At 53.0% G+C, this 20,882-nt stretch carries 20 protein-coding genes; 7 read left to right on the top strand and 13 right to left on the bottom strand.

Going from position 1 to position 20,882, the window contains the following annotated elements:
• The first annotated feature begins 41 nt into the window (after positions 1 to 41).
• The 3 genes from ACUY4S_RS11645 (at position 42) to ttcA (ending at position 2,839) form a co-directional block, all read left to right on the top strand.
• Positions 42 to 902 (top strand): MBL fold metallo-hydrolase, encoded by an 861-nt coding sequence (locus ACUY4S_RS11645; RefSeq protein WP_458023581.1) that lies wholly within the window; start codon positions 42 to 44, stop codon positions 900 to 902.
• A 36-nt stretch (positions 903 to 938) separates the two neighbouring features.
• On the top strand, positions 939 to 1,799 hold the full coding sequence (locus ACUY4S_RS11640; protein WP_458023580.1) for a helix-turn-helix transcriptional regulator: 861 nt from the start codon (positions 939 to 941) through the stop codon (positions 1,797 to 1,799).
• A gap of 104 nt (positions 1,800 to 1,903) precedes the next feature.
• Positions 1,904 to 2,839 (top strand): tRNA 2-thiocytidine(32) synthetase TtcA, encoded by a 936-nt coding sequence (gene ttcA / locus ACUY4S_RS11635; RefSeq protein WP_312686638.1) that lies wholly within the window; start codon positions 1,904 to 1,906, stop codon positions 2,837 to 2,839.
• 39 nt (positions 2,840 to 2,878) lie between these two features.
• Here ttcA and dbpA read toward each other — a convergent pair whose 3' ends face one another.
• The 4 genes from dbpA to ACUY4S_RS11615 all read right to left on the bottom strand — a co-directional run bounded on the left by dbpA (position 2,879) and on the right by ACUY4S_RS11615 (position 7,049).
• Positions 2,879 to 4,252: an ATP-dependent RNA helicase DbpA gene (gene dbpA, locus ACUY4S_RS11630; RefSeq protein ID WP_458024263.1), complete on the bottom strand. Its 1,374-nt coding sequence runs from the start codon at positions 4,250 to 4,252 to the stop codon at positions 2,879 to 2,881.
• 63 nt (positions 4,253 to 4,315) lie between these two features.
• Positions 4,316 to 4,465, bottom strand: coding sequence for a proline-rich small protein YnaL (gene ynaL, locus ACUY4S_RS11625; RefSeq protein WP_458023113.1), 150 nt, complete (start codon positions 4,463 to 4,465; stop codon positions 4,316 to 4,318).
• Positions 4,466 to 4,738: 273 nt separating this feature from the next.
• Positions 4,739 to 5,722, bottom strand: coding sequence for a zinc transporter ZntB (gene zntB / locus ACUY4S_RS11620; protein WP_312686643.1), 984 nt, complete (start codon positions 5,720 to 5,722; stop codon positions 4,739 to 4,741).
• Positions 5,723 to 5,861: 139 nt separating this feature from the next.
• On the bottom strand, positions 5,862 to 7,049 hold the full coding sequence (locus ACUY4S_RS11615) for a methyl-accepting chemotaxis protein (protein WP_458023114.1): 1,188 nt from the start codon (positions 7,047 to 7,049) through the stop codon (positions 5,862 to 5,864).
• A 439-nt stretch (positions 7,050 to 7,488) separates the two neighbouring features.
• Between ACUY4S_RS11615 and ACUY4S_RS11610 the strand changes: the two genes are divergently transcribed.
• Together ACUY4S_RS11610 and ACUY4S_RS11605 are read left to right on the top strand one after the other, a co-directional pair.
• Positions 7,489 to 9,624, top strand: a complete 2,136-nt coding sequence (locus tag ACUY4S_RS11610) for a putative bifunctional diguanylate cyclase/phosphodiesterase (protein WP_458023138.1) — start codon at positions 7,489 to 7,491, stop codon at positions 9,622 to 9,624.
• 96 nt (positions 9,625 to 9,720) lie between these two features.
• Positions 9,721 to 10,941, top strand: a complete 1,221-nt coding sequence (locus ACUY4S_RS11605; RefSeq protein ID WP_458023115.1) for a GGDEF domain-containing protein — start codon at positions 9,721 to 9,723, stop codon at positions 10,939 to 10,941.
• Between the two features lie 56 nt (positions 10,942 to 10,997).
• On the opposite strand, the gene ACUY4S_RS11600 is transcribed toward ACUY4S_RS11605, so the two are convergent.
• Together ACUY4S_RS11600 and ACUY4S_RS11595 are read right to left on the bottom strand one after the other, a co-directional pair.
• Positions 10,998 to 11,186 (bottom strand): YdiH family protein, encoded by a 189-nt coding sequence (locus ACUY4S_RS11600; RefSeq protein ID WP_312686649.1) that lies wholly within the window; start codon positions 11,184 to 11,186, stop codon positions 10,998 to 11,000.
• Between the two features lie 426 nt (positions 11,187 to 11,612).
• Positions 11,613 to 13,229, bottom strand: coding sequence for a peptide ABC transporter substrate-binding protein (locus ACUY4S_RS11595; RefSeq protein WP_312686651.1), 1,617 nt, complete (start codon positions 13,227 to 13,229; stop codon positions 11,613 to 11,615).
• 188 nt (positions 13,230 to 13,417) lie between these two features.
• Between ACUY4S_RS11595 and mpaA the strand changes: the two genes are divergently transcribed.
• Positions 13,418 to 14,131, top strand: a complete 714-nt coding sequence (gene mpaA, locus ACUY4S_RS11590) for a murein tripeptide amidase MpaA (protein ID WP_458023116.1) — start codon at positions 13,418 to 13,420, stop codon at positions 14,129 to 14,131.
• Here mpaA and ycjG read toward each other — a convergent pair.
• Positions 14,122 to 15,087 (bottom strand): L-Ala-D/L-Glu epimerase, encoded by a 966-nt coding sequence (ycjG, locus tag ACUY4S_RS11585; protein WP_458023117.1) that lies wholly within the window; start codon positions 15,085 to 15,087, stop codon positions 14,122 to 14,124. The two genes, mpaA and ycjG, sit on opposite strands and share 10 nt — an antisense overlap.
• Positions 15,088 to 15,204: 117 nt before the next feature.
• Between ycjG and tpx the strand changes: the two genes are divergently transcribed.
• Positions 15,205 to 15,711: a thiol peroxidase gene (tpx, locus tag ACUY4S_RS11580; protein ID WP_312686655.1), complete on the top strand. Its 507-nt coding sequence runs from the start codon at positions 15,205 to 15,207 to the stop codon at positions 15,709 to 15,711.
• Between the two features lie 61 nt (positions 15,712 to 15,772).
• Here tpx and tyrR read toward each other — a convergent pair whose 3' ends face one another.
• The 6 genes from tyrR to pspB all read right to left on the bottom strand — a co-directional run bounded on the left by tyrR (position 15,773) and on the right by pspB (position 20,843).
• A complete protein-coding gene (tyrR, locus tag ACUY4S_RS11575; RefSeq protein WP_458023118.1) occupies positions 15,773 to 17,314 on the bottom strand; it encodes a transcriptional regulator TyrR in 1,542 nt (513 codons plus the stop codon).
• 145 nt (positions 17,315 to 17,459) lie between these two features.
• A complete protein-coding gene (locus ACUY4S_RS11570; protein WP_458023119.1) occupies positions 17,460 to 18,521 on the bottom strand; it encodes a TIGR01620 family protein in 1,062 nt (353 codons plus the stop codon).
• Positions 18,518 to 19,915 carry a YcjX family GTP-binding protein gene (locus tag ACUY4S_RS11565; protein WP_458023139.1) on the bottom strand — a complete coding sequence of 466 codons (1,398 nt, stop codon included), beginning with the start codon at positions 19,913 to 19,915 and terminating at the stop codon, positions 18,518 to 18,520. The genes ACUY4S_RS11570 and ACUY4S_RS11565 overlap by 4 nt, the downstream gene beginning before the upstream one ends.
• Before the next feature lie 106 nt (positions 19,916 to 20,021).
• A complete protein-coding gene (gene pspD, locus ACUY4S_RS11560) occupies positions 20,022 to 20,249 on the bottom strand; it encodes a phage shock protein PspD (RefSeq protein ID WP_312686661.1) in 228 nt (75 codons plus the stop codon).
• A gap of 10 nt (positions 20,250 to 20,259) precedes the next feature.
• Positions 20,260 to 20,619, bottom strand: coding sequence for an envelope stress response membrane protein PspC (gene pspC / locus ACUY4S_RS11555; RefSeq protein WP_312686664.1), 360 nt, complete (start codon positions 20,617 to 20,619; stop codon positions 20,260 to 20,262).
• Positions 20,619 to 20,843: an envelope stress response membrane protein PspB gene (gene pspB / locus ACUY4S_RS11550; RefSeq protein ID WP_312686665.1), complete on the bottom strand. Its 225-nt coding sequence runs from the start codon at positions 20,841 to 20,843 to the stop codon at positions 20,619 to 20,621. The genes pspC and pspB overlap by 1 nt, the downstream gene beginning before the upstream one ends.
• Positions 20,844 to 20,882 lie beyond the last annotated feature (39 nt).

The following is a 20,882-nucleotide window of genomic DNA, read 5'->3' as shown; positions in this document are numbered from 1 at the left end:
CATGATCAATGGGATGTTATGAAAACAGAGTAAGGAACAGGATGAAACACAGCACACACTGGCAGGTCCCCGCCATTCAACGCCAGCAACTGGGTAATCTGAGCGTTACCATCATCAGTGACGGCTATCTTGAAGGATCGTTCTCGAACCTGAATGGCATTGACGCCCACCGCGCCGAAAGCGTGCTGGCAGATAATGGCGTCTCTTGTCTGCCGCGAATGAATATTAACGTTTGCGTGGTTGAGTACGCCGGTCGCACCATTTTGATCGACAGCGGCACTGGTGCGAATGACGGTGCCAGCGGTCAGTTACAGGACGCACTCGCAGCCGCAGGCATTGATCCCTTGCAAATTGATACCCTTCTGCTGACGCACGCCCACCCGGACCATATTGGCGGCGTTGCTGATGCCGCGCAAAAGTCGCTTTTTGCGAATGTGCAGCAACTGTGGGTACATGAAAAAGAACTCGCCTTCTGGCGTGATGAAAATGTGTACACCCGCGGTACAGAGCACTTCAAACGCTTAAGTCGTATTGCTTGCCATGCGTTTAATACCTGGGACGACAGACTGGTGACCTTCCGGCAGGAGGACATATTGCCGGGGATCCAGGCCGTGCCCCTGTTTGGTCATACGCCAGGCCATTGCGGTTTTTTGCTGGGGAATGAGCGAGCGTCTCTACTTATCTGGGGAGATATCGTCCATTTCCCGCATATTCAGATAACGCATCCTGAGGTTTCCGTTTCATACGATTTTGATCCTGCACAGGCTGCGAAAACACGTCTCGCTCTGCTCGATCGGGTGTCCGCTGATAACCTCTCTGTGTGCGGTATGCACTTTAACCTGCCGTCAACGGCCAGCATCACCCGGCGCGGGAACGGATATGCGCTGCACTATGCGATGTAAGCCGCCGCGATGTAAGCCTCCTGCAAGAAGGTATTAATGACAATTTCTGCTGTACAGGAAAACGCGAGCACCACCGAAGAAATACTGGATGGACTGCTGTCACTGATCCGCGCCGGGAAGGCTTTCCCCTGTTGTTGCCTGCAGGCCACTCAGACCTGGCAAGTGAATCAATTTGAAGTGGAAGGCGCAACGCTCGCTTTTCCTTTGCGCGGCCATTTTCGCTGTCGTGAAGCGGGTGAGGCATTTTACGCCTCACCCGGCGAAATGCTGGTGCTGCCTAACGCCCGCAGTATCGCTATCGAATGTGAACCCGATGGCGACAGCGGTGAGTTTGTGGCGTTAAGCGTACTTTTTGCTGAAGAGCAACTCGAAGCTGCCAGGTTGCTGCTTGGCGTGTTGCCGCCCGCCGATCCCGGAAAAATGGTTTCAGAGCCAATCGGCCAGTTCATTGCGCCACTGTCGCGCTGGTCCGACGCACTGCGCGCCGGTCACCGGACGCTGGCGCTCCATGCCATGCTCGAAGTGTTGCTCATGTTATACGAAATGGGGCATCACAGCCTGTTACGCATTCAGCCACCCGGCATGGCGATGACCATTCGCAAAATGGTGAGCCGCGATCCAGCACATCACTGGTGTACCGGGGAGATTGAAGAACGGCTTAATATCAGTGGCGCGACCCTGCGCCGACGCCTGGCAGCAGAAAATACCACCCTCAGCGCCGTGATTACGGATGCGCGTATTGCCGATGCGTTACAGTTACTCATGACAACACGGATCCCGATTAAATCCATCGCTGCGCGCGTGGGTTATACGTCGGTCGCCAGCTTCAGCCGACAGTTTAGCAAGCGCTATGGGGCAGAACCGTCGGTATTTCGCCAGACAGCAATCGCGATATAATCCTGCCTCCGGGGCAAATCATTGCTACAATCCAGCCCTAATAGCGTATGTCTGCCAGCGGTGCCGTACCGGTTGGCGCTAAAAACCTGAATTGAGCCTTTTTCATGTCGCAAAATCAAGAAGTTAGCAAAAAAGAACAATACAACCTGAACAAACTGCAAAAGCGCCTGCGCCGTAATGTCGGCGAAGCGATTGCCGATTTCAATATGATTGAAGAAGGCGATCGCATTATGGTCTGCCTCTCCGGCGGGAAAGACAGCTATACCATGCTGGAGATCCTGCGCAATCTGCAACAGAGTGCGCCGGTGAATTTTTCGCTGGTTGCCGTTAACCTCGACCAGAAACAACCTGGTTTCCCGGAACATATTCTGCCGCAGTATCTCGATTCGCTCGGTGTGGAATATAAGATTGTGGAAGAAAACACTTACGGCATCGTTAAAGAGAAAATCCCGGAAGGCAAAACAACCTGCTCACTGTGCTCTCGTTTACGCCGTGGGATCCTTTATCGCACCGCGACTGAACTGGGTGCGACCAAAATCGCGCTCGGTCATCACCGCGACGATATCCTGCAAACGCTGTTTCTGAATATGTTCTACGGCGGAAAAATGAAAGGCATGCCGCCAAAGCTGATGAGCGACGATGGCAAGCACATTGTCATTCGCCCGCTGGCCTATTGCCGTGAAAAAGACATTGAGCGCTTTTCTGAAGCGAAAGGCTTCCCGATCATTCCGTGTAATTTGTGTGGCTCGCAACCTAACCTGCAACGCCAGGTCATTGCCGACATGCTTCGCGACTGGGATAAACGCTATCCGGGCCGTATTGAAACCATGTTCAGCGCCATGCAGAATGTGGTGCCGTCGCATCTGAGCGATATTAACCTGTTTGACTTTAAAGGCATCACTCATGGCTCTGAAGTGGTCGACGGCGGTGATTTGGCGTTTGATCGCGAAGAGATCCCGCTGCAACCTGCTGGCTGGCAGCCAGAAGAGGATGAGACGCCGCTGGATGCTCTGCGTCTCAATGTTGTCGAAGTGAAGTAAATTCCCGCCTCTCTGATAATGCATCAGAGAGGCTTATTTCTATTTCAGTAAACGCACGCGGCAAGCTTTGCCTTTAATTTTCCCGTTCTGTAACTGCTTCCATACCTGACGCGCCACATTCTGACGAACCGCCACATAAACATGCGCAGGGTGGACAGTGATTTTACCAATGTCTTCGCCGTTAAACCCCATTTCGCCAGTCAGTGCGCCCAGCACGTCACCCGGTCGCATTTTCGCTTTTTTGCCGCCGTCAATGCACAGCGTGGCCATTTCGGCTTCCAGCGCAATGAGTTTGACATTCGCGGGCGCGGACAGCCAGTTCAGCGTCAGTTGCAGCATTTCGCTCAGGATATTAGCGCGCTGTGCTTCTTCTGGTGCCACCAGACTGATAGCCAGGCCGCTGTTGCCGGCGCGCGCTGTACGGCCAATACGGTGCACGTGTACTTCCGGATCCCATGCCAGCTCGTAATTCACAACAAGCTCCAGCGATTTGATATCCAGCCCACGCGCAGCAACGTCTGTGGCGACCAGCACACGTGCACTCCCATTTGCAAAACGCACCAGCGTCTGGTCGCGATCGCGTTGTTCCAGATCGCCATGCAGCGCCAGCGCATCCTGCCCGGCGGCGTTCAGCGCATCGCACACGTCCTGACAATCTTTTTTGGTATTGCAAAACACCACGCAGGAAGCCGGACGATGTTCACTCAGCAATTTTTGCAGCAGCGCGATTTTCCCGCCGCGCGAGACTTCAAAAAAGTGCTGGTCGACGGCAGGCAGCGCATCCACGGTGTCGATCTCAATCGTTTGCGGATCACGCTGTACGCGACCACTTATAGCGGCAATGGCTTCTGGCCAGGTGGCAGAAAAGAGCAGCGTCTGCCGTGACGCGGGAGCAAAACGGATCACCTCGTCAATGGCGTCGCTAAAGCCCATGTCCAGCATCCGATCGGCTTCATCCATCACCAGCGTTTGCAGGTTCTCCAGTGATACCGTGCTTTTTTGCAGATGATCCAGCAGACGCCCCGGCGTGGCGACAATAATGTGCGGAGCATGTTGCAGCGAATCGCGCTGTGCACCGAAAGGTTGCCCGCCACATAATGTCAGCACCTTAATGTTGGGCATAAAACGGGCCAGTCGGCGCAGTTCACTGGCAACCTGATCGGCCAGTTCACGCGTCGGACAAAGTACCAGCGACTGAGTCTGAAAACGGCTGGCGTCAATGTGCTGCAATAAACCGAGGCCAAACGCTGCCGTTTTACCGCTCCCGGTTTTCGCCTGCACGCGGACATCCTTACCGGCGAGAATAGCGGGCAGCGCGGCAGCCTGTACGGGCGTCATGGTGAGATAGCCCAGTTCGTTAAGGTTAGCGATCTGGGCTGCGGGCAGAGCGGACAAGGTGGTAAAAGCGGTCACAATATTTTCTCGCGATAAAAAGGCTGACGTTCAGCAGGCGCGTATCCTCTCAGATCTGCCCGGCTAACGCGACAATTTAATCGGTTCTTCATCCGGCGGCGGGTCCGGCAATGGCTGCGGACGGGGGATCGGATCGGGCACAGGCACCGGGTCGACCGGAACCGGGTCTGGGGGTAAAGAATCGACAGGAATGAACAAAGTGAGAGCGGACATGTTGACCTCCATAATCATGAGACACACCTTAAAGGTAGAAGCTCACGGCGCAGAGGCAAAAAAAAGCCGACTCATTAAGTCGGCGTCGTACGAATCAATTGTGCTATGCAGTAATTCAAAAAAGGAAGTAAGACAATATGGAGCGCAACGCCCATCGCTTGACGTTGCATTCACCTGCGAGAGAAATATTGCCCTGAATAGGTATGTCATATATTGACCTGGCGCAAGTTAGATGGCGTTTTTATGTTCATTTTTTGTTAAAAACGTTAAATTTTACAGCCAGTTACTGCGCCGCAACCACCAGGTAACACCACCGATCAACACAACCAACATCAGGCAAAAAATCGAGAAGCCAAGGTGCCATCCACCGCCTGGGATCCCGCCCAGATTCACGCCGAATAAACCGGTTAAAAAGGTACTGGGCAAAAAAACCATCGCCATTAGCGACATGGTGTAAGTGCGACGTGCGAGAGATTCCTGCATCACTTGGGTGATCTCGTCGGTCATGACTGCCGTTCGGGCAATACAGGCATCGATTTCATCCAGCCCGCGTCCCAGCCGTTCAGCGATATCTTTCATACGGCGACGCTGATCATCGCTCATCCATGGTAACCGTTCACTGGCGAGACGGGCGAACACATCGCGCTGGGGCGCCATATAACGGCGCATAACGATCAATTGTTTACGCAGCAAAGCCAGAATTCCGCGCGGCGGAATTTGCTGATCGAGCAGGTCATCTTCGAGATCGATAATCCGGTCATGTAACGATTCAATAAACTCACTAGCGTGATCGGTCAATGCATCGCAAACGTCGACCAGCCAGCCACCACAATCGACCGGCCCTGTACCCTCTTCCAGTTCGCTCACCACATCATCAAGCGCCAGCACTTTGCGCTGACGCGTGGAAACGATCATCCGCTCATCCATATAGAGGCGCACAGCAACCAGTTGATCTGGCCGTTCATCGGTACTGCCGTTAATACAGCGCAGCGTGATCAGCGTGCCCTCACCCATCCGGCTCACTCTGGGCCGCAAACTTTCCCCCGACAAGGCATTACGCACAGTGTTCGGCAACACCGGTGTCGACGCCAGCCACTGGGCACTTTCCGCATTGGTATAGTTTAAATGCACCCAGCACGGCGTTTGCGCCGTGATCACATCACTGTCTTCCAGCGGTTTGACGCCGCCTTTACCATCCAGCAGCCATGCAAAGACCGCATCCGGGACTTTCACATCCGTTCCTGTTAGCGCTTCCACAGCCCCTCCACAATCAGCCTGTCATTGTTGTCAGTCTAGCTATGCCGGGGCGTTAAGCAATCATCACGCTGAATTTATTAACAAATTTTTGCACAAAACAAAAAGCCCGGTTTCCCGGGCCGTATGAAATGGCCTGTATTCAGAAGGAGTGCCAGTAACCCTCCTGGCTGCCCAGCGCCGGAGCGGTTGCCAGCCGTGCGCTGCGTTTGTCTGCGACTGCATTCGTCGCAGGACGATTCGCGACGGTATCCCCTGCAATGCGGAATTTTCCGGTGCGTTTTTGCAACTCCTCCACCTGGTGCTGCAGCGTATCCGACGAGCCGGCAAGCTCATCCACCATCGTTACGTTGCTCTGCGTTACTTGTTCCAGCTCCGCCAGCGCCAGGGTGATTTGCGAAATGCCTTTTTCCTGCTCAAGGGTTGTGACGGCAATCTCATCCATCAGTTTGCTGACGACCGTCGCGCCGGATACGATGTCATGCATATTTTGCTCTGCCTCGCCGACCACCGTCGCCCCCTGGGTGACGTTACTAGTGGTCACAGCAATCAGTGTCTTAATGTTTTTTGCTGCTTCGGCGCTGCGGTGCGCCAGTGTACGAACTTCGCCCGCCACCACCGAGAATCCTTTGCCGTGATCCCCTGCGCGCGCAGCTTCAACCGCCGCGTTGAGCGCCAGAATATTGGTCTGGAAAGCAATGCCATCAATAATTGAGATGATTTCTGTCATCTGATCGGCGCAGTCAGTGATGGACTGCATATTCTTCGCCACCTGCCCCATTAAATTCCCGCCCTTCATCGCACAGGAGGAGGCATCTTTCGCACGGGTACTGGCGAGCCGGGTATTGTCGGCGTTATTTTTGGTGCTCGATGCCATCTGTTCCATACTGGAGGCGGTTTGCACCAGTGCCGCGGACTGCTGTTCAGTTTTCACTGACAGATCGGCACTTCGTGCCGCAAGCTGGGCCGACAGTTCCAGTGCAGAGTCAGATGAGGAACGGATTTCTTTAACCAGATGCGCAATACTATTAGCCAGGCTGTTAATGCCAGGAATCAGGCGACCGGCGCAGTTATTACCAAATTCCGGAATAGTAATTGAGAGATTTCCGGAGGTTACCTCTTCGATACTTTTTTTCACAGTGTTAATCGGCGTGACTAAATAATGCGTCATATATAACCAGAGAAACCCTAACGCTGAGAGTGAAATCACGCTATGGGCAATAATAAGTGCGCTATTTTTTGAGATAAAGATCACTAACCCTTCCATGATAATAAACGTAACCAACATGAAAGAAATAATAAAGGTTCGAACGCTAATATTCTTTAACATAATGACACCAACGAAAACGCCACGGAGGGATATGATCCTTATAGCATCAGCATTGTACGTTTACACGACTAAACTGATAAGCCCTAGTTTTTGATGTTATATAACAACAAAAAATAAAATATCAGAATAAAATTCTGGATAATAAATTTATCTTGGTGTTGAGAAATACAAAACACCACATCAACACCAGCAGAGAATAAAATATATCATATAGATTATAATAAAAACCTCTGGTTTATTCACACGCTATAATTTAATAGATAAATTTGTACGTTTTATTTAATGTTATGGTTTTTGCGGCCGATAATTATTGTTATTTCCCGATTAAGTTAATTCGCACCTGCAATAATAAAACCAGCTCAATCATTAATTTCATCAGGTTAGCTGCTAAAATTAGTGCCAGGATTAGTTAACAACTTTTGCCTGTGTGGATTGCATGATGCTCTATGTTTCGTGGGACCCAATTCTTATCGGTATTTCTTTTTTAGTGGCTTTCATTGCTTCTTTTGTGGCTTTGGATAGCGCAGGAAAAGTTACCGCTTCTGAACCAAAAGTGGCCCTTTTCTGGCGCATTTCCGGCGGAGCAACACTCGGCATGGGGATCTGGTCGATGCATTTCGTCGGTATGCTGGCGATGAAAATGCCGATGATTATGCATTACGATCTGCAATTAATGCTGCTCGCTTTTATGATTGCGCTGCTGGCTTCCACGCTATCGATCAACCTTGCTGTCAATGGCAACCACCTTCCCTGGCGACGCCTACTGCTTGCCACGCTACTACTCAGTACGGGCGTTGTCTCTATGCATTATCTTGGTATGGCGGCGATGATGGGATTTGTTACCATTTACTGGGACCTGAACCGGATTATCCTGTCCATTGTGATTGCTTTCATCAGTGCCGGTGTGGCGTTATGGCTGGCTTTTAGTCTGCGAAAAAATCATCATGGCGTGTTTATCAATCGCGTATTTGCCGCCTTTATCATGGGCGTTTCTATCTGTGCGATGCACTACACCGGTATGAGCGCGGCCAAATTCAGCAACGATGGCTCCGGTATTATCGTGCGCAGCGATGCCATGCATTTAATGCACAACGGTGTCGGTGAACTGGGTCTGTCATTGTGGGTTTCCACCACCACGCTGGTTATTTTCGGCATCATGCTGTTTATCTCGATGATTGACTCTCAACTGCGTACCACCCGTCTGACCGATAGCCTGCGCCAGCTTAACCAGCAGCTGGAAAAACAAGCGCATTACGATGCGCTCACCGGGCTGGCCAACAGGGTGCAATTCGACAATCTCCTGGACGTTTGCCTCAATCAGGCGAAAGAGAAGCAAACCACCTTTGCGCTGATATATATGGATTTGGATCGCTTCAAACTGGTGAACGATGCCTGGGGGCATCATATTGGCGATCGTTTGCTGGTTGCTGTTGCCGGGCGGCTTTCCGCCTGCCTGAGTGAAAAGATGACGCTAGCTCGACTCGGGGGCGATGAGTTTACGTTGCTGGTGCCCGAAACCAACGAGGCCGAGATCGATGTGTTGATGCGGCGGCTGGTGAAGACCATCCAGCATCCGTTTTATGAGCTTAGCCATGTCATTAACGTCTCGCTGAGCGCTGGGGTAAGCTCTTTCCCGCTCCACGGCGATACGGCGCATGAACTGAAACTGGCAGCCGACACGGCGATGTACAGTGTCAAACAGGAAGGACGCAACGGCTGGGCCGTCTATCACGCATTGATGATCCAAAAGACCACGCATGCTCCCCTCTTTTTACAGGACTTGTCGCAGGCCCTGGCCCGTGACCAGTTTGAACTCTGGTATCAACCCCAATATACAGCGCCCGGCCACACACTTTGTGGTTTCGAAGCCCTGTTGCGCTGGCGTCATCCACAACAAGGGATCCTTCTACCTGGCGTGTTTCTGCCGCTGTTGGAAAAAACAGGGTTAATGATTTCGGTGGGCCACTGGGTGATTGATGCTGCCTGTCGGCAATTGCACAAGTGGAACAGCCAGGGGTTCTCGCATCTGAAACTGGCCATTAATATCTCCCCGACGCAGTTCGAACAGCATGATCTCTACGATCAGATTACGGACGCACTGACGCGTTATCAGATTGACCCTCGCCAATTAACGCTTGAGATCACCGAAAATACCGCGCTCAAAAACCTTGATCGCAGCGTGCAGTTATTAAATCAGTTTTCAGCGTTGGGGATGACGGTTGCTATTGATGATTTTGGCACGGGTTATTCCAATATGCTGATGTTAAAAAAACTCCCTGCAACCGAACTGAAGATCGATAAAAGCTTTGTCAAAGATATTCGTGACAACAGCCGTAACGTTAAAATTGTCTCTACTATCATCGACATCGCCCACTCCATGAATATGCATGTCGTCGCAGAAGGGATTGAAACGCAGGAACAGCATGTACTGCTAACAAATATGGGCTGCGCGCTCATGCAGGGGTTCCTGTTTGCCCGCCCGCTCCCGGTGGAAAAAGTTTCTGCACTCCTGCACCAAAACGCATTCGCCTTATCGCTCGAATGTGCAGATGTGTCACAAAAAAAGCCTGCATAAGTGTACGCTTTTCGGTTATGTTGCAATGAAGCCATTCAATTGCCACGATTTTCTGTCAGCAGCGCGCTGGCAACGTGTGCGATAACGGGAGTTGCGATGCTGAAACTTCACCTGCAGGCGCTGGATATTCTCGACACCCCGGTCTGGGTGATCGTCCCCGAGAGCGAAACCGTGCTGTTTGCCAACAAACAGGCAAAAAAATTATCCGCTGGCCGTAGTCTTGGCGACATGCGTAACGGTACGTATTCTGCTTATGCGCAACGAAGCCTTTCGATGTATCTTCCGGGTTTAGAGAATCAGGACGAAGTGGTTGAAGTCTGGAGCATCGGCCCGAAGAATGAAGAAACGCCGCTGAGCTGCCGGGCTTCGCTACGTAGGCTTGATGATGTCGGCGACGTTTTGATCTTTGAAGGTATCTACCGTACTGTTCCCCCGATGCCCAAACTGGCGCGTGCAGCAGGGTATCAGCCGCGTAAACAAGGGTTTTACGCCCGCTTCTTTTACACTACCTCCGCACCGATGCTGCTCATCGATCCCGTACATGATGGGCAGATTGTGGATGCCAACCTCGCCGCTTTGCAATTTTATGGATACGACCGTGAAGAGATGTGCCAGAAACACACCTGGGAGATTAATACTCTCGGGCGCAGCATACTTCCGGTGATGTCAGAGATTGCCCGTCTGCCGGGTGGGCATAAGCCACTTAATTTTGTACATCGTCTTGCCGATGGGTCGACACGACATGTGCAGACTTACGCAGGCCCTATTGAAATCTACGGCGAGCGCCTGATGCTGTGCATTATTCACGATATTACTGAACAAAAACGGCTGGAACAGGAACTGGAGTACGCTGCGCACCGCGATGCACTCACCGGTTTGTTAAACCGTCGACAATTTTACCACCTGACTGAACAAATCTTACCCACCGCGCTGGACTTCAGCTTGTTGCTGGTGGATACCGACCACTTTAAACAGATCAACGATCGGTTCGGCCATCAACGCGGCGATGAGGTTCTGATTGAACTTGCTCGCACGCTGGAGTCAGGCAGTCGAAGTGGCGATTATGTGTTCCGTTGGGGTGGTGAGGAATTTCTGTTGCTGTTGCCGCACACCACGCTCGAGGCGGCGCTTGAGATTGCCGAACGTGTACGTCTCGCTGTTGCCAGCATCAGCATGTCGGGCCTGCCAGGCATAACCGTCAGCATTGGCGTGGCGCGCCATATGCAGAATGAAAGTCTGGATGCACTGTTTAAACGGGTGGATGAAGCGTTATACCGCGCGAAGAATAATGGCCGCAATCAGGTGCTGGCCGCCTGAAAGCAGGCAAAAAAAAGCGCCCCTGGTGGGCGCATCGTTTCTCTGTGCTTCGCGCGTTAGTGGATACCCAAACGCCAGGCGAGATCAATCTCTTCTTTCAGTTCAATATGCGACAACGTCAGTAAATCTTCGAACTCCAGCCTGAGTTGTTTGAGTTTTTTAAGATACTCGGCCGGGGTGAGTGCACTTTTGTCACGACGAAGATACTCAATCGCCAGTTGGGTGGGGTTCAATTCACTCTCCATAACGTCCTCTTTTGTGATGAAAACGACATTATTATATCACAGCCGAATGCTCGTTTTTTGACCAAAATCGTAAAGCACGCGCCTTTTGACCGGGTGTGACCGCAAAAATAAGCGTCCACATAAAAAAGGGGTTGCAGATTTAAATGATAAAGATTATCTTTCTCAACACTGAATACCTGAGTGAATCAGTCAAGTATTCAGTACGACATTGCTCACATTGCTTCCAGTATTTTTTGCCCGCTCATGAAGCGGGCTTTTTTTCGGCCAGGGCACGCCGATAGCGCGTCTCCCGCGCTTCGTCTCCTTATTTCCTCCATTGTGCCTTCACATTCCTTAAGTAAAATTAATGTACTCCTGCTAAGACAGGAACCATTCCGTAATCAATGAGTTTCCCCTTACCTCCCGTGATGTAAGGGGATTTTTTTATCAATGTTTCAGCAAATACATGGTTCGCGTGTAAGCCACATCTTCAGGGTTATTGATCGGATACCCCTTCAGCCAGGGTTTGATTAAACGGCCGTTACTGTACTGGTAAATCGGCGCTATCGGGGCTTTTTCCGCAATGATGTGCTCTGCTTCGTTATAATCTGCATTGCGCGCTTTGGCGCTGGTTTCCAGTGCCGCCTGGTTCATCACCTTGTCATATGCCGCATCGTTAAACCGCGCAATATTGCTGCTGCTGGTTGAGGTTAATACCGACAGGAAAGTTGAGGGCTCATTATAATCCCCGACCCATGACGCCCGGATCACGTCAAAATTGCCACTGTTACGACTGTCGATATAGGTTTTCCACTCCTGATTCTGTAATTTCACATCGGCCCCCAGGTTTTGTTTCCACATTGAGGCCACCGCAATCGCTATTTTCTGATGGTTTTCCGACGTGTTATAGAGCAGCGTCAGTTTCAGCGGTCGCTGCGGGCCATAACCCGCCGCCTGCAACAACGTTTTTGCCTGCGCGTTCAACTCCGCCTGGCTCATGTGCTCTAACTGCGAAGGCTGGGGTTCAAACCCTGCCGTAACATCCGGGGTAAAGCGCCATGCCGGTTTTTCACCGGTGCCCAGCACTTTTTCCGCCATGATCCGCCGATCAATGGTCATGCTCAGTGCCAGGCGGACACGTGGATCGGCGGTCGGCCCTTTCTGGGTGTTAAACGCATAATAATAGGTACCTAGCTGTGGCGGGGTATAGACCTGCCCCGGAATATCCTTCAACAGTTTTTGATAGAGGTTTTTCGGGAAAGATTCCGTAATATCAACATTGTTCGCCAGATAACGCTTGGTCGCCGCCGACTCCTGATTAATCGGCACAAAGGTGACCTTCTGAATCACCGTCTTCGCATTATCCCAATAGTGTTTATTCGGCTCGAAAACCAGTTTTTCGTTCACAACACGATCGACCAGTTGATACGCGCCATTACCCACAAGCTTGCCTGGCCGCGTCCACTCTGCGCCGCTTTCAACATTTGCTTTCTGCACCGGGTAAAAGGCAAAACTGGCGGCTAAGCTCGGAAACCAGGGAACGGGTTTATCCAGTTGCACTCGCAGCGTATGGGCATCCACTGCGCTAACACCCAATTTGTCTGGTGCCGCTTTCCCTTCGCTGATGTTTTTCGCATTGCTGATACCGGCCAGCGCCGCAAAGCTGGCAAAAGGGGACGTGGTTTTGGGATCAACTAAACGCTGCCAGCTATACACAAAATCTTGTGCTGTAACAGGCGTACCATCGGACCATTTCGCCTCTTCGCGCAGGGTAAACGTCCAGACCCGGTTATCATTACTTTGCCATTTCGTTGCCACACCGGGAACAATTTCACCCTTCTCGTTCTGATTGACCAGCCCTTCATACAGATCGCGGATCACCTGAATTTCCGGCAATCCGACAGCCTTTGCCGGATCCAGTGTTGCTGGCTCATCTTTGATATGGCGAACCAGTTCCTGCTTTGCCGCGAGTTGCGTACCGGCAGGGACATCCGCAGCCAGCGAAACAGAAGAAAAACCGCACAGCCACAGCGTGCAGCTTAGCGTAGAAAGTCGAAGCGTCATGAGATCCCCTTGTGATGTGTCATTCCCGGCGGAATATGCGGTAATTATTTGTTTTAACACGGTGGAATGCAAATAATGGGGACCTAAACATTGAAGATAGACAATAATTTAACGCACATGGCATGATTTGCCCCGCCCCGCTTTATGCTCAACACTTGTTATACGCACACGACAGAATAAGGAAGCTTATGCCTGCCACACGTCCACGTCCGCAACGCGGTGCTTTTCCTGCGGGTCAGGAACAATATGGCCGTTCCCTTTTAGGCGCGCCGCTGCTGTGGTTTCCGGCACCGATCGCCACGCGCGAAAGCGGGCTGATCATTGCCGGCACGCACGGTGATGAGAATGCCTCCGTCGTCGCCCTCTCCTGTGCGCTGCGTACGCTGGCACCTGAATTGCGCCACCATCATGTCGTACTGGCGGTCAACCCCGATGGATGCCAGCTTGGCCTGCGGGCTAACGCCAACGGCGTCGACCTCAACCGCAACTTTCCTGCGGCGAACTGGAAAGCCGGTGAAACGGTGTATCGCTGGAATAGCGCCGCAGATGCGCGTGATGTGGTGTTGTTCACTGGGGAGAAACCCGGCTCAGAACCAGAAACGCAGGCGTTATGCCAGCTGATTCATCGCGTTCACCCTGCGTGGGTGGTGACTTTTCATGATCCGCTGGCGTGTGTGGAAGATCCGCGCGAAAGTGCGCTTGGGCAATGGCTGGCGGAGCAATTTTCACTGCCGCTAGTCACCAGCGTGGGTTATGACACACCCGGCTCGTTTGGCAGTTGGTGTGGGGATATCGACCTGCCCTGCATTACCGTGGAATTTCCGCCGATCTCCGCTGATGAGGCCAGTGAGCGCTATCTGCACGCAATGACCTCCCTGCTGCACTGGGATCCTCACAGATGAAGCTCGCCGGTGGTGAAATGTAATGCCGGCTCAACATCCACTGCCAGCCAGGTGGGACCATCAAGATCGGCAAAACGAACCTGATTCGCCAGCGGTAAAGCGGACGCGATGGCGCGAGACGTACAAATCATACACCCCAGCATTAAACCGAAGCCTTGCGCTGATGCCTCACGGGCTAACGCCAGGGCTTCGGTAAGCCCGCCGGTTTTATCCAGTTTGATATTGACCATTTCATAATGCCCGTGTAATGCGCTCAGGCTCTCCCGCGTATGGCAGCTTTCATCGGCACAAATCGGCAATGGATGGATAAAATTGGCAAGAGCATCATCCTCGCCTGCAGGCAGCGGTTGCTCCAGCATGGCAACGCCCAGATCCGCCAGTAACTGGCAGCGCGCCGCCAGCCCTTCGCTGTGCCAGGCTTCATTGGCATCGACAATCAGGGTCGCGTGCGGCGCAGCGGCCCGTATCGCCACCAGTCGCTCGCTGATCAAATGGTCATCCAGTTTCACTTTCAGCAGCCGCGCTCCTTTTTCACTCAGCGCTGCCGCACTGGCGGCCATCTGCTCCGGTGTGCCAATTACGACGGTTTGCGCCGTGGTCACGGTTTCAGGCAACGTCACACCCGCATAGCGCGTCAGCGACGTGTTGGCTTTGCGTGCGGCCAGATCCCACAGGGCGCAATCAACCGCATTACGCGCTGCGCCAGGCGGGAGCAGCGTTTGCAACGTTTCGCGGCTGAGATGGTTTTCCAGCTGTGGCACGATCGTCATAATTTGCGCCATCACCGAGGCTTCGCTCTCGCCATATCGCGGATAGGGCGTGCACTCGCCAACCGCCTTGATACCCTCCTCTTCCAGTTCAACCACCACCACCCGCGCTTCATCGCGGGAGCCGCGCGAAATCACGAATGGCGTATGTAGCGGCCAGGTTTCCTCGTAAATTTTGACGTTTCGCATTCTTCACTCCTCTGCCGCACTGTAAATCAGTATAGATACGAAAATTGGTTTGCCGTGATCTCTGCGGATGGCATACACTAGCGGCGACGTTAACTATTTGTAAACAGGAAGATATCTATGTCACAACTCGTTCATTTCCAGGGCAACCCGGTTCCCGTTGCAGGCGCCATTCCGCAGGTTGGTAGCAAAGCCAAAGCTTTTACCCTGGTGGCTAAAGATCTGTCTGACGTCACACTGGCCCAGTTTGCTGGCAAACGTAAAGTACTGAACATTTTCCCGAGCATCGACACCGGCGTCTGCGCCGCGTCCGTGCGCAAATTCAACCAACTGGCGACCGAAATGAACAATACGGTCGTGCTGTGTATCTCTGCCGATCTGCCGTTTGCACAATCCCGCTTCTGCGGCGCTGAAGGCCTGGGCAATGTGATCACCCTCTCCACGCTGCGTAACCCGGAATTCCTTGCCGATTACGGCGTGGGTATTGCGGAAGGCGCGCTGAAAGGTCTGGCTGCGCGCGCAGTGGTCGTTATTGATGAGAATGACAACGTGGTTTTCAGCCACCTCGTGAATGAAATCACCAACGAACCGGATTACGCCGCCGCGCTGGAATCCCTGAAAGGCTAATTGTGCGCCGCTCAGCGGATTGCATTGCCGATATGAAAAAGCCTCCATACGGAGGCTTTTCTTATTCTTCACTTTTCTTATGGCTCAACCCATATTCGCGGAGCTTATTGGCAATCGCGGTATGTGAAACGCCAAGACGTTTCGCCAGCTTACGCGTGCTGGGATAGCTGCGATAAAGTTGGGTCAGTACCGAGCGCTCAAAGCGGCTGGTAATATCATCCAGCGACCCTTCCATCGCCTCTTCGCCGACCGGCGCAGTGGTGGCATCGTAATCGGGTAACAGAATATCCTGCGCACGTAATTCATAACCTTCCAGCTGGGTTAACGCGCGATAAATAGCGTTTTTCAACTGACGCACATTGCCGGGCCATCCGTAACGGCTCAGCAACGGTAACAGATCCTGAGAGAGTTTCGGGCGCGGCACCCCCTGCTCATCGGCAAAGCGGGCCACAAACAGTTCGGTCAACGGCATAATATCCTGAGGACGCTCGCGCAACGGCGGCAGATTTAACGTCAACACATTAAGCCGGTAGTAAAGATCTTCGCGGAACAGCCCCTTTTGCACCAGCTCCACCAGATTGCGCTGTGTGGCGCAAATGACCCGCACATCGACGTGAACTTCATGATCCTCACCCACGCGGCGGAAGGTGCCATCGTTAAGAAAACGCAGCAATTTTACCTGCATACGCGGCGACATTTCGCCAATCTCATCCAGCAGTACCGAACCGCCGTTTGCCTGCTCGAAAAAGCCTTTTTTACCTTCTGGTGCATGCCCAAAAAGCTCACTTTCGACCGACTCTTCGGGAATGGAGGCACAATTCAATGCCAGGTACGGTTTGCTTGCGCGCGGGCTGGCAAGGTGGCAGGCATGAGCCAGTAAATCTTTACCAGTACCGGTATCGCCGGTGATCAGCAAGGGCGCAGTCAGGGTCGCCAGTTTGCGCGCCTGTTCCACAACCTGACGCATTTTCTGGCTCACGGCAACTATCTGGCTAAATGCGCCAACATCCTGCTGACTAAGATTCTGAAGCTGCCGCCCCATACGGATGGTTGAACGGAGCATGACAACGGCGCCGATTAACACCGGCTCGCCCGTTTCGCCCTCCAGATGAACAGGCGTGATCTCCATCAGGAAGTTTTGCCCACCAATAACGACATGTTCGTTATGCGAGTTTTGCGGATTACCCTCCAGCCAGCGCTGGAAATTGAACCCGGCAATTAATTGCGCCGCGTTATGATTGCGCAATTTATCGGTGTCCTGCGCAAAGAGCAGGCAACTGGCCGGGTTCGCCAGTTCTACTTTGCTTTTCATATCCAGCGAGAAAACCGGTTCAGGCAATGCTTCCAGCAATGCACTGAGTGCGCGGTGTTCACGCTCAGACGGCATCCACAACACGGTACGTACGTCGGTGACGCTGGGTATACGGCGGATTTCAGCCATCAGGCTGCTGAATGCATCAAATTGCAGAGCGGCAAAATTGAGGTAGATTCGCCCGACCGGGTCAATTTCAATGCCGCGTAAATCGATACCGCGCAGCACCAGCAGATCCAGCAGTTCGCGCGTCAGACCAAGACGGTCCTCACAAAAAACTTCAAGACGCATGGGAATACTCAGCCTTATTCATTCACGTAATGAAGGGATAATAAGCCACTTCGTGGTTGGCAGGAAGATGTCTGTCAACAAATATTGACAGCCTGGCGGAAAAAGCGGCACTACGCTGTAAAGGTAAGCGCGCAGTGCCGGTTTGTTACTCAGTGGGGGATGCGGTACGGCGTTTTTGCAGCGTCTCTTTGACCTGACCAATAAGCTGACGACGAAAATCACCCAGCCGGGGTTTATCATCCTCCAGCCAGGGCAGCGGGCGGCACAACTCCATCGCCTTAATACCCAGGCGTGCGGTCAGCAAGCCAGCGCCAATGCCTTGTGCTGCTCTCGCAGAAAGGCGTGCAGCAAGATCCTGCGACATCCAGTCCATACCCACTTCACGCACCAGTTCACTTGCGCCAGCGAACGCAATATTCAGCAATACCAGCCGGAACAGGCGCAAACGGCTGTAATACCCCAGCTCAATGCCATACAGCGTGGCGATGCGGTTAATCAGTCGCAGATTGCGCCAAGCAATAAACGCCATATCGACCATTGCCAGCGGGCTGACGGCGATCATCAGCGTCGACTCCGCCGCCGAGCGGTTAATTTCGCGTCGCGCCTGAGCATCCAGCACGGGCTGGACAAGTTGCGCATACAGGCTCACCACTTCGCGATCGTTTTGCGTTTCGTGGATAGCGGCATACCAGCGTTGCAGTGCCGGATGTGCCTGATCGATCCCCGCCTGTCTGGCCAGTTTTTCACAGAAGGCACGCCCTTTCCCCACGCCGTGGCTGTGCAGCAAATCACGTGCTTCCTCCCGCTCCTCAGCACGCTGGCGCAAGCGCCATAGCCGATGCCATTCACTGGCGACCGAACCCACTCCGGCACCAATAATCAGCGCGCCCGCAGCACAGCCGCCCAGCGCAACCCAGTCCTGGGTCTGCCAGGCATTCATTGTCCACTGCACACCCTGACCCACCACGGTGATACCGAATAGTGCCAGACCGGCACTGACCATTTTGCGCCACAAGCTACGTTTTGGCCGCAGCGCCGCTTCGATCAACGCTTCAGCCTGTCCCTCCTCTGGCATTATATCGGTCATCATCGGTGCGAAATTTTCCGCCTGTGCACCGCTGAAGGTTTGGGCGTTTTTAAACCGTACTGTATTTTCTGCCTCCAGCGGCCCGGCGAAATCGATCCTCGGTTTTAACGGCTCGCTCATCGCAATTTGTCTCCTATTAAAAACTCCAGCGCCGCATCAAGACGAATATGTGGCAGCGGTTTATCCACGTCCATTACCTGCGGGCGAAAGGCTTCGAAGTTAAACCCTTGCTTATCCCAGAAGGCCAGCCCAGGCAACCTGGCCGGGACTTCACCAGGATAAACCGTCAGCGGAGAACCATCGCTTAATCGGTGCCCCCGCAGCGCAGGGATCTTCTCACCATTGACCTCGATTAACCCACTTTGTGTTGCCTGCACAGATGCCAGACCCAGGCAGTCCATACTGATCCCTTCAAACGCAGCGTTTTGCCAGGCATCCTGAATAAGCTGTTGCAGCAATGACACCATATTGGCGTGCTGATCGAGCGTAATGTGATCGGCTTTGGTGGCGGCAAAAAGCAACTTGTCGATAACCGGTGAAAACAGGCGGCGAAATAGCGTGCGCTGGCCGTAATGAAAACTCTGCATCAGTTGCGTCAACGCCAGCCGCATATCGTTAAACGCTTGCGGCCCGCTGTTGAGCGGTTGCAGGCAATCGACCAGGACAATCTGGCGATCAAACTTCAAAAAATGGTGTTTATAGAAACCCTTAACAACATGCTCACAGTAGTAGTTGAAACGCTCACGCAACATACCGGCGTTGGTGTGTTTATCTGCCTGCGCCAGCTTCCCCTCTCCGGTGTTATCGACATCCGGCCACGGGAAGAATTGCAGCGCGGGCGCGCCTGCCATATCGCCGGGCAGCACAAATCGCCCCGGTTGAATAAAATGCAGCCCTTCACGCTTGCACTGCTGCAGATACGCCGTCCATGCGGCGGCAATCTCCGCCAGCCGGTTTTCATCGGCTGGGGCCAATGGATCCAGTCCCGCACATAATTCACGCCATTGCTGCGACCACGCCTGGCGCTGGCCCTGTAGTAACCCGGTCATTTGTCGCGACCAGCTCAGATAATCCTGCGCCAGCATCGGTAGATCCAACAGCCATTCGCCGGGATAATCGACAATTTCCAGATACAGCGTAGAGGTGTCTTTGAAATGACGAAGCAGTGAATCATTGGAGCGGAAGCGCAGTGCCAGACGGATTTCGCTGACCCCGCGCGTGGGTGTCGGCCAGACCGGCGGCGTGCCGTATAACTGCGCCAGCCCTTCGTCGTAGGTAAAACGGGGAATGCCAAAATCGCGCTGCGGAACACGTTTTACGCCGAGCAGGCGCTCTTCCCGCACCGCGCTAAGGAGCGGCAGACGGGCCCCGGCATGAAGATTAAGCAGCTGGTTTACCAGCGCAGTAATAAACGCTGTTTTACCGCTGCGGCTCAGCCCGGTTACTGCGAGGCGTAAATGCCGGTCCATTCCACGGTTCACCAGCGCGTTGAGTTCGCTTTTAAATCGATCCATCGCCATTGTGTGTCGCCCTGAAGTCAAAACAGTTGCTGATAGTGTATGAGATATGGGCAGGCTGTTGTTAATCAACCAGTCAGAAGGGCAAGATGATCCCGCAGGATCATCTGTTTTGCATAAAACGACGTGAAAATTTATTTGCTGCGCGTTTGAGCAGCGGCTCCAGCGCAAAAGCCAGCAGCAGTTTTACCGGCCGTCGGGCCACCGATTTTACGGCCCAGCCAGCAACACCCGCCGGGCCGTAGCGCAACGCGGTAAGTACAACCAGCTTTCCGGCAATTTTCAGACCCGGTTTGACGTTGCGACGAGCTTGTTGCCAGCGAGATGCCATGGTTCACTCCTTATAGCTGACGAAAACGGCTACGCAGTGAGAAGGTGTCAGAGGTAACGTAACGCTCCATCTGCCGCAGGCGCGCCTCACCTGCCGAAAGTTGCGCATCAACCGCATCCAGTAACTGGTTGGTGCTTTGGGTTTCTTCTCCTTCGACGTAATTGTCCGGCAGCGGATCCAACACAAAATACAAAACGATATACGCCGCTACAACAATAAAGAACAGGCCAAAACACATAGCCAGAATGGTCAGGATGCGCACAATTTTGACCTGAATATCAAGATATTGTGCAATCCCGGCGCAGACACCGGCTACTTTTCCGCGCTGGGGAATACGCCATAATTTTTTGTTAAGGTCGAGGCTTGCCATTAGCGATCTCTCCAGTTCGGGTGCTCAGCATCCAGAATATCTTCCAGTGCCTGAATACGTTCGCGCATCCGTGTTGCATCTTCTGATAATTGCAGTAACCGCTGCTGCTCGTTCTGATTCAGTTCCCCGCGCGAGGTGCGGTTGTTGTAATGCAGCCACAACCAGACGGGCAAAATGAACAGAATGAAAAGCGTTAACGGTATAGCCAGAAAAAGCGTGCTCATGTGTACTCCTTACAGGGATGACGCGCGGCGTCCTCTGAC

This window comes from Kosakonia beeri, from assembly GCF_054165705.1.
This window is presented reverse-complemented; position numbering and strand designations above follow the sequence as displayed.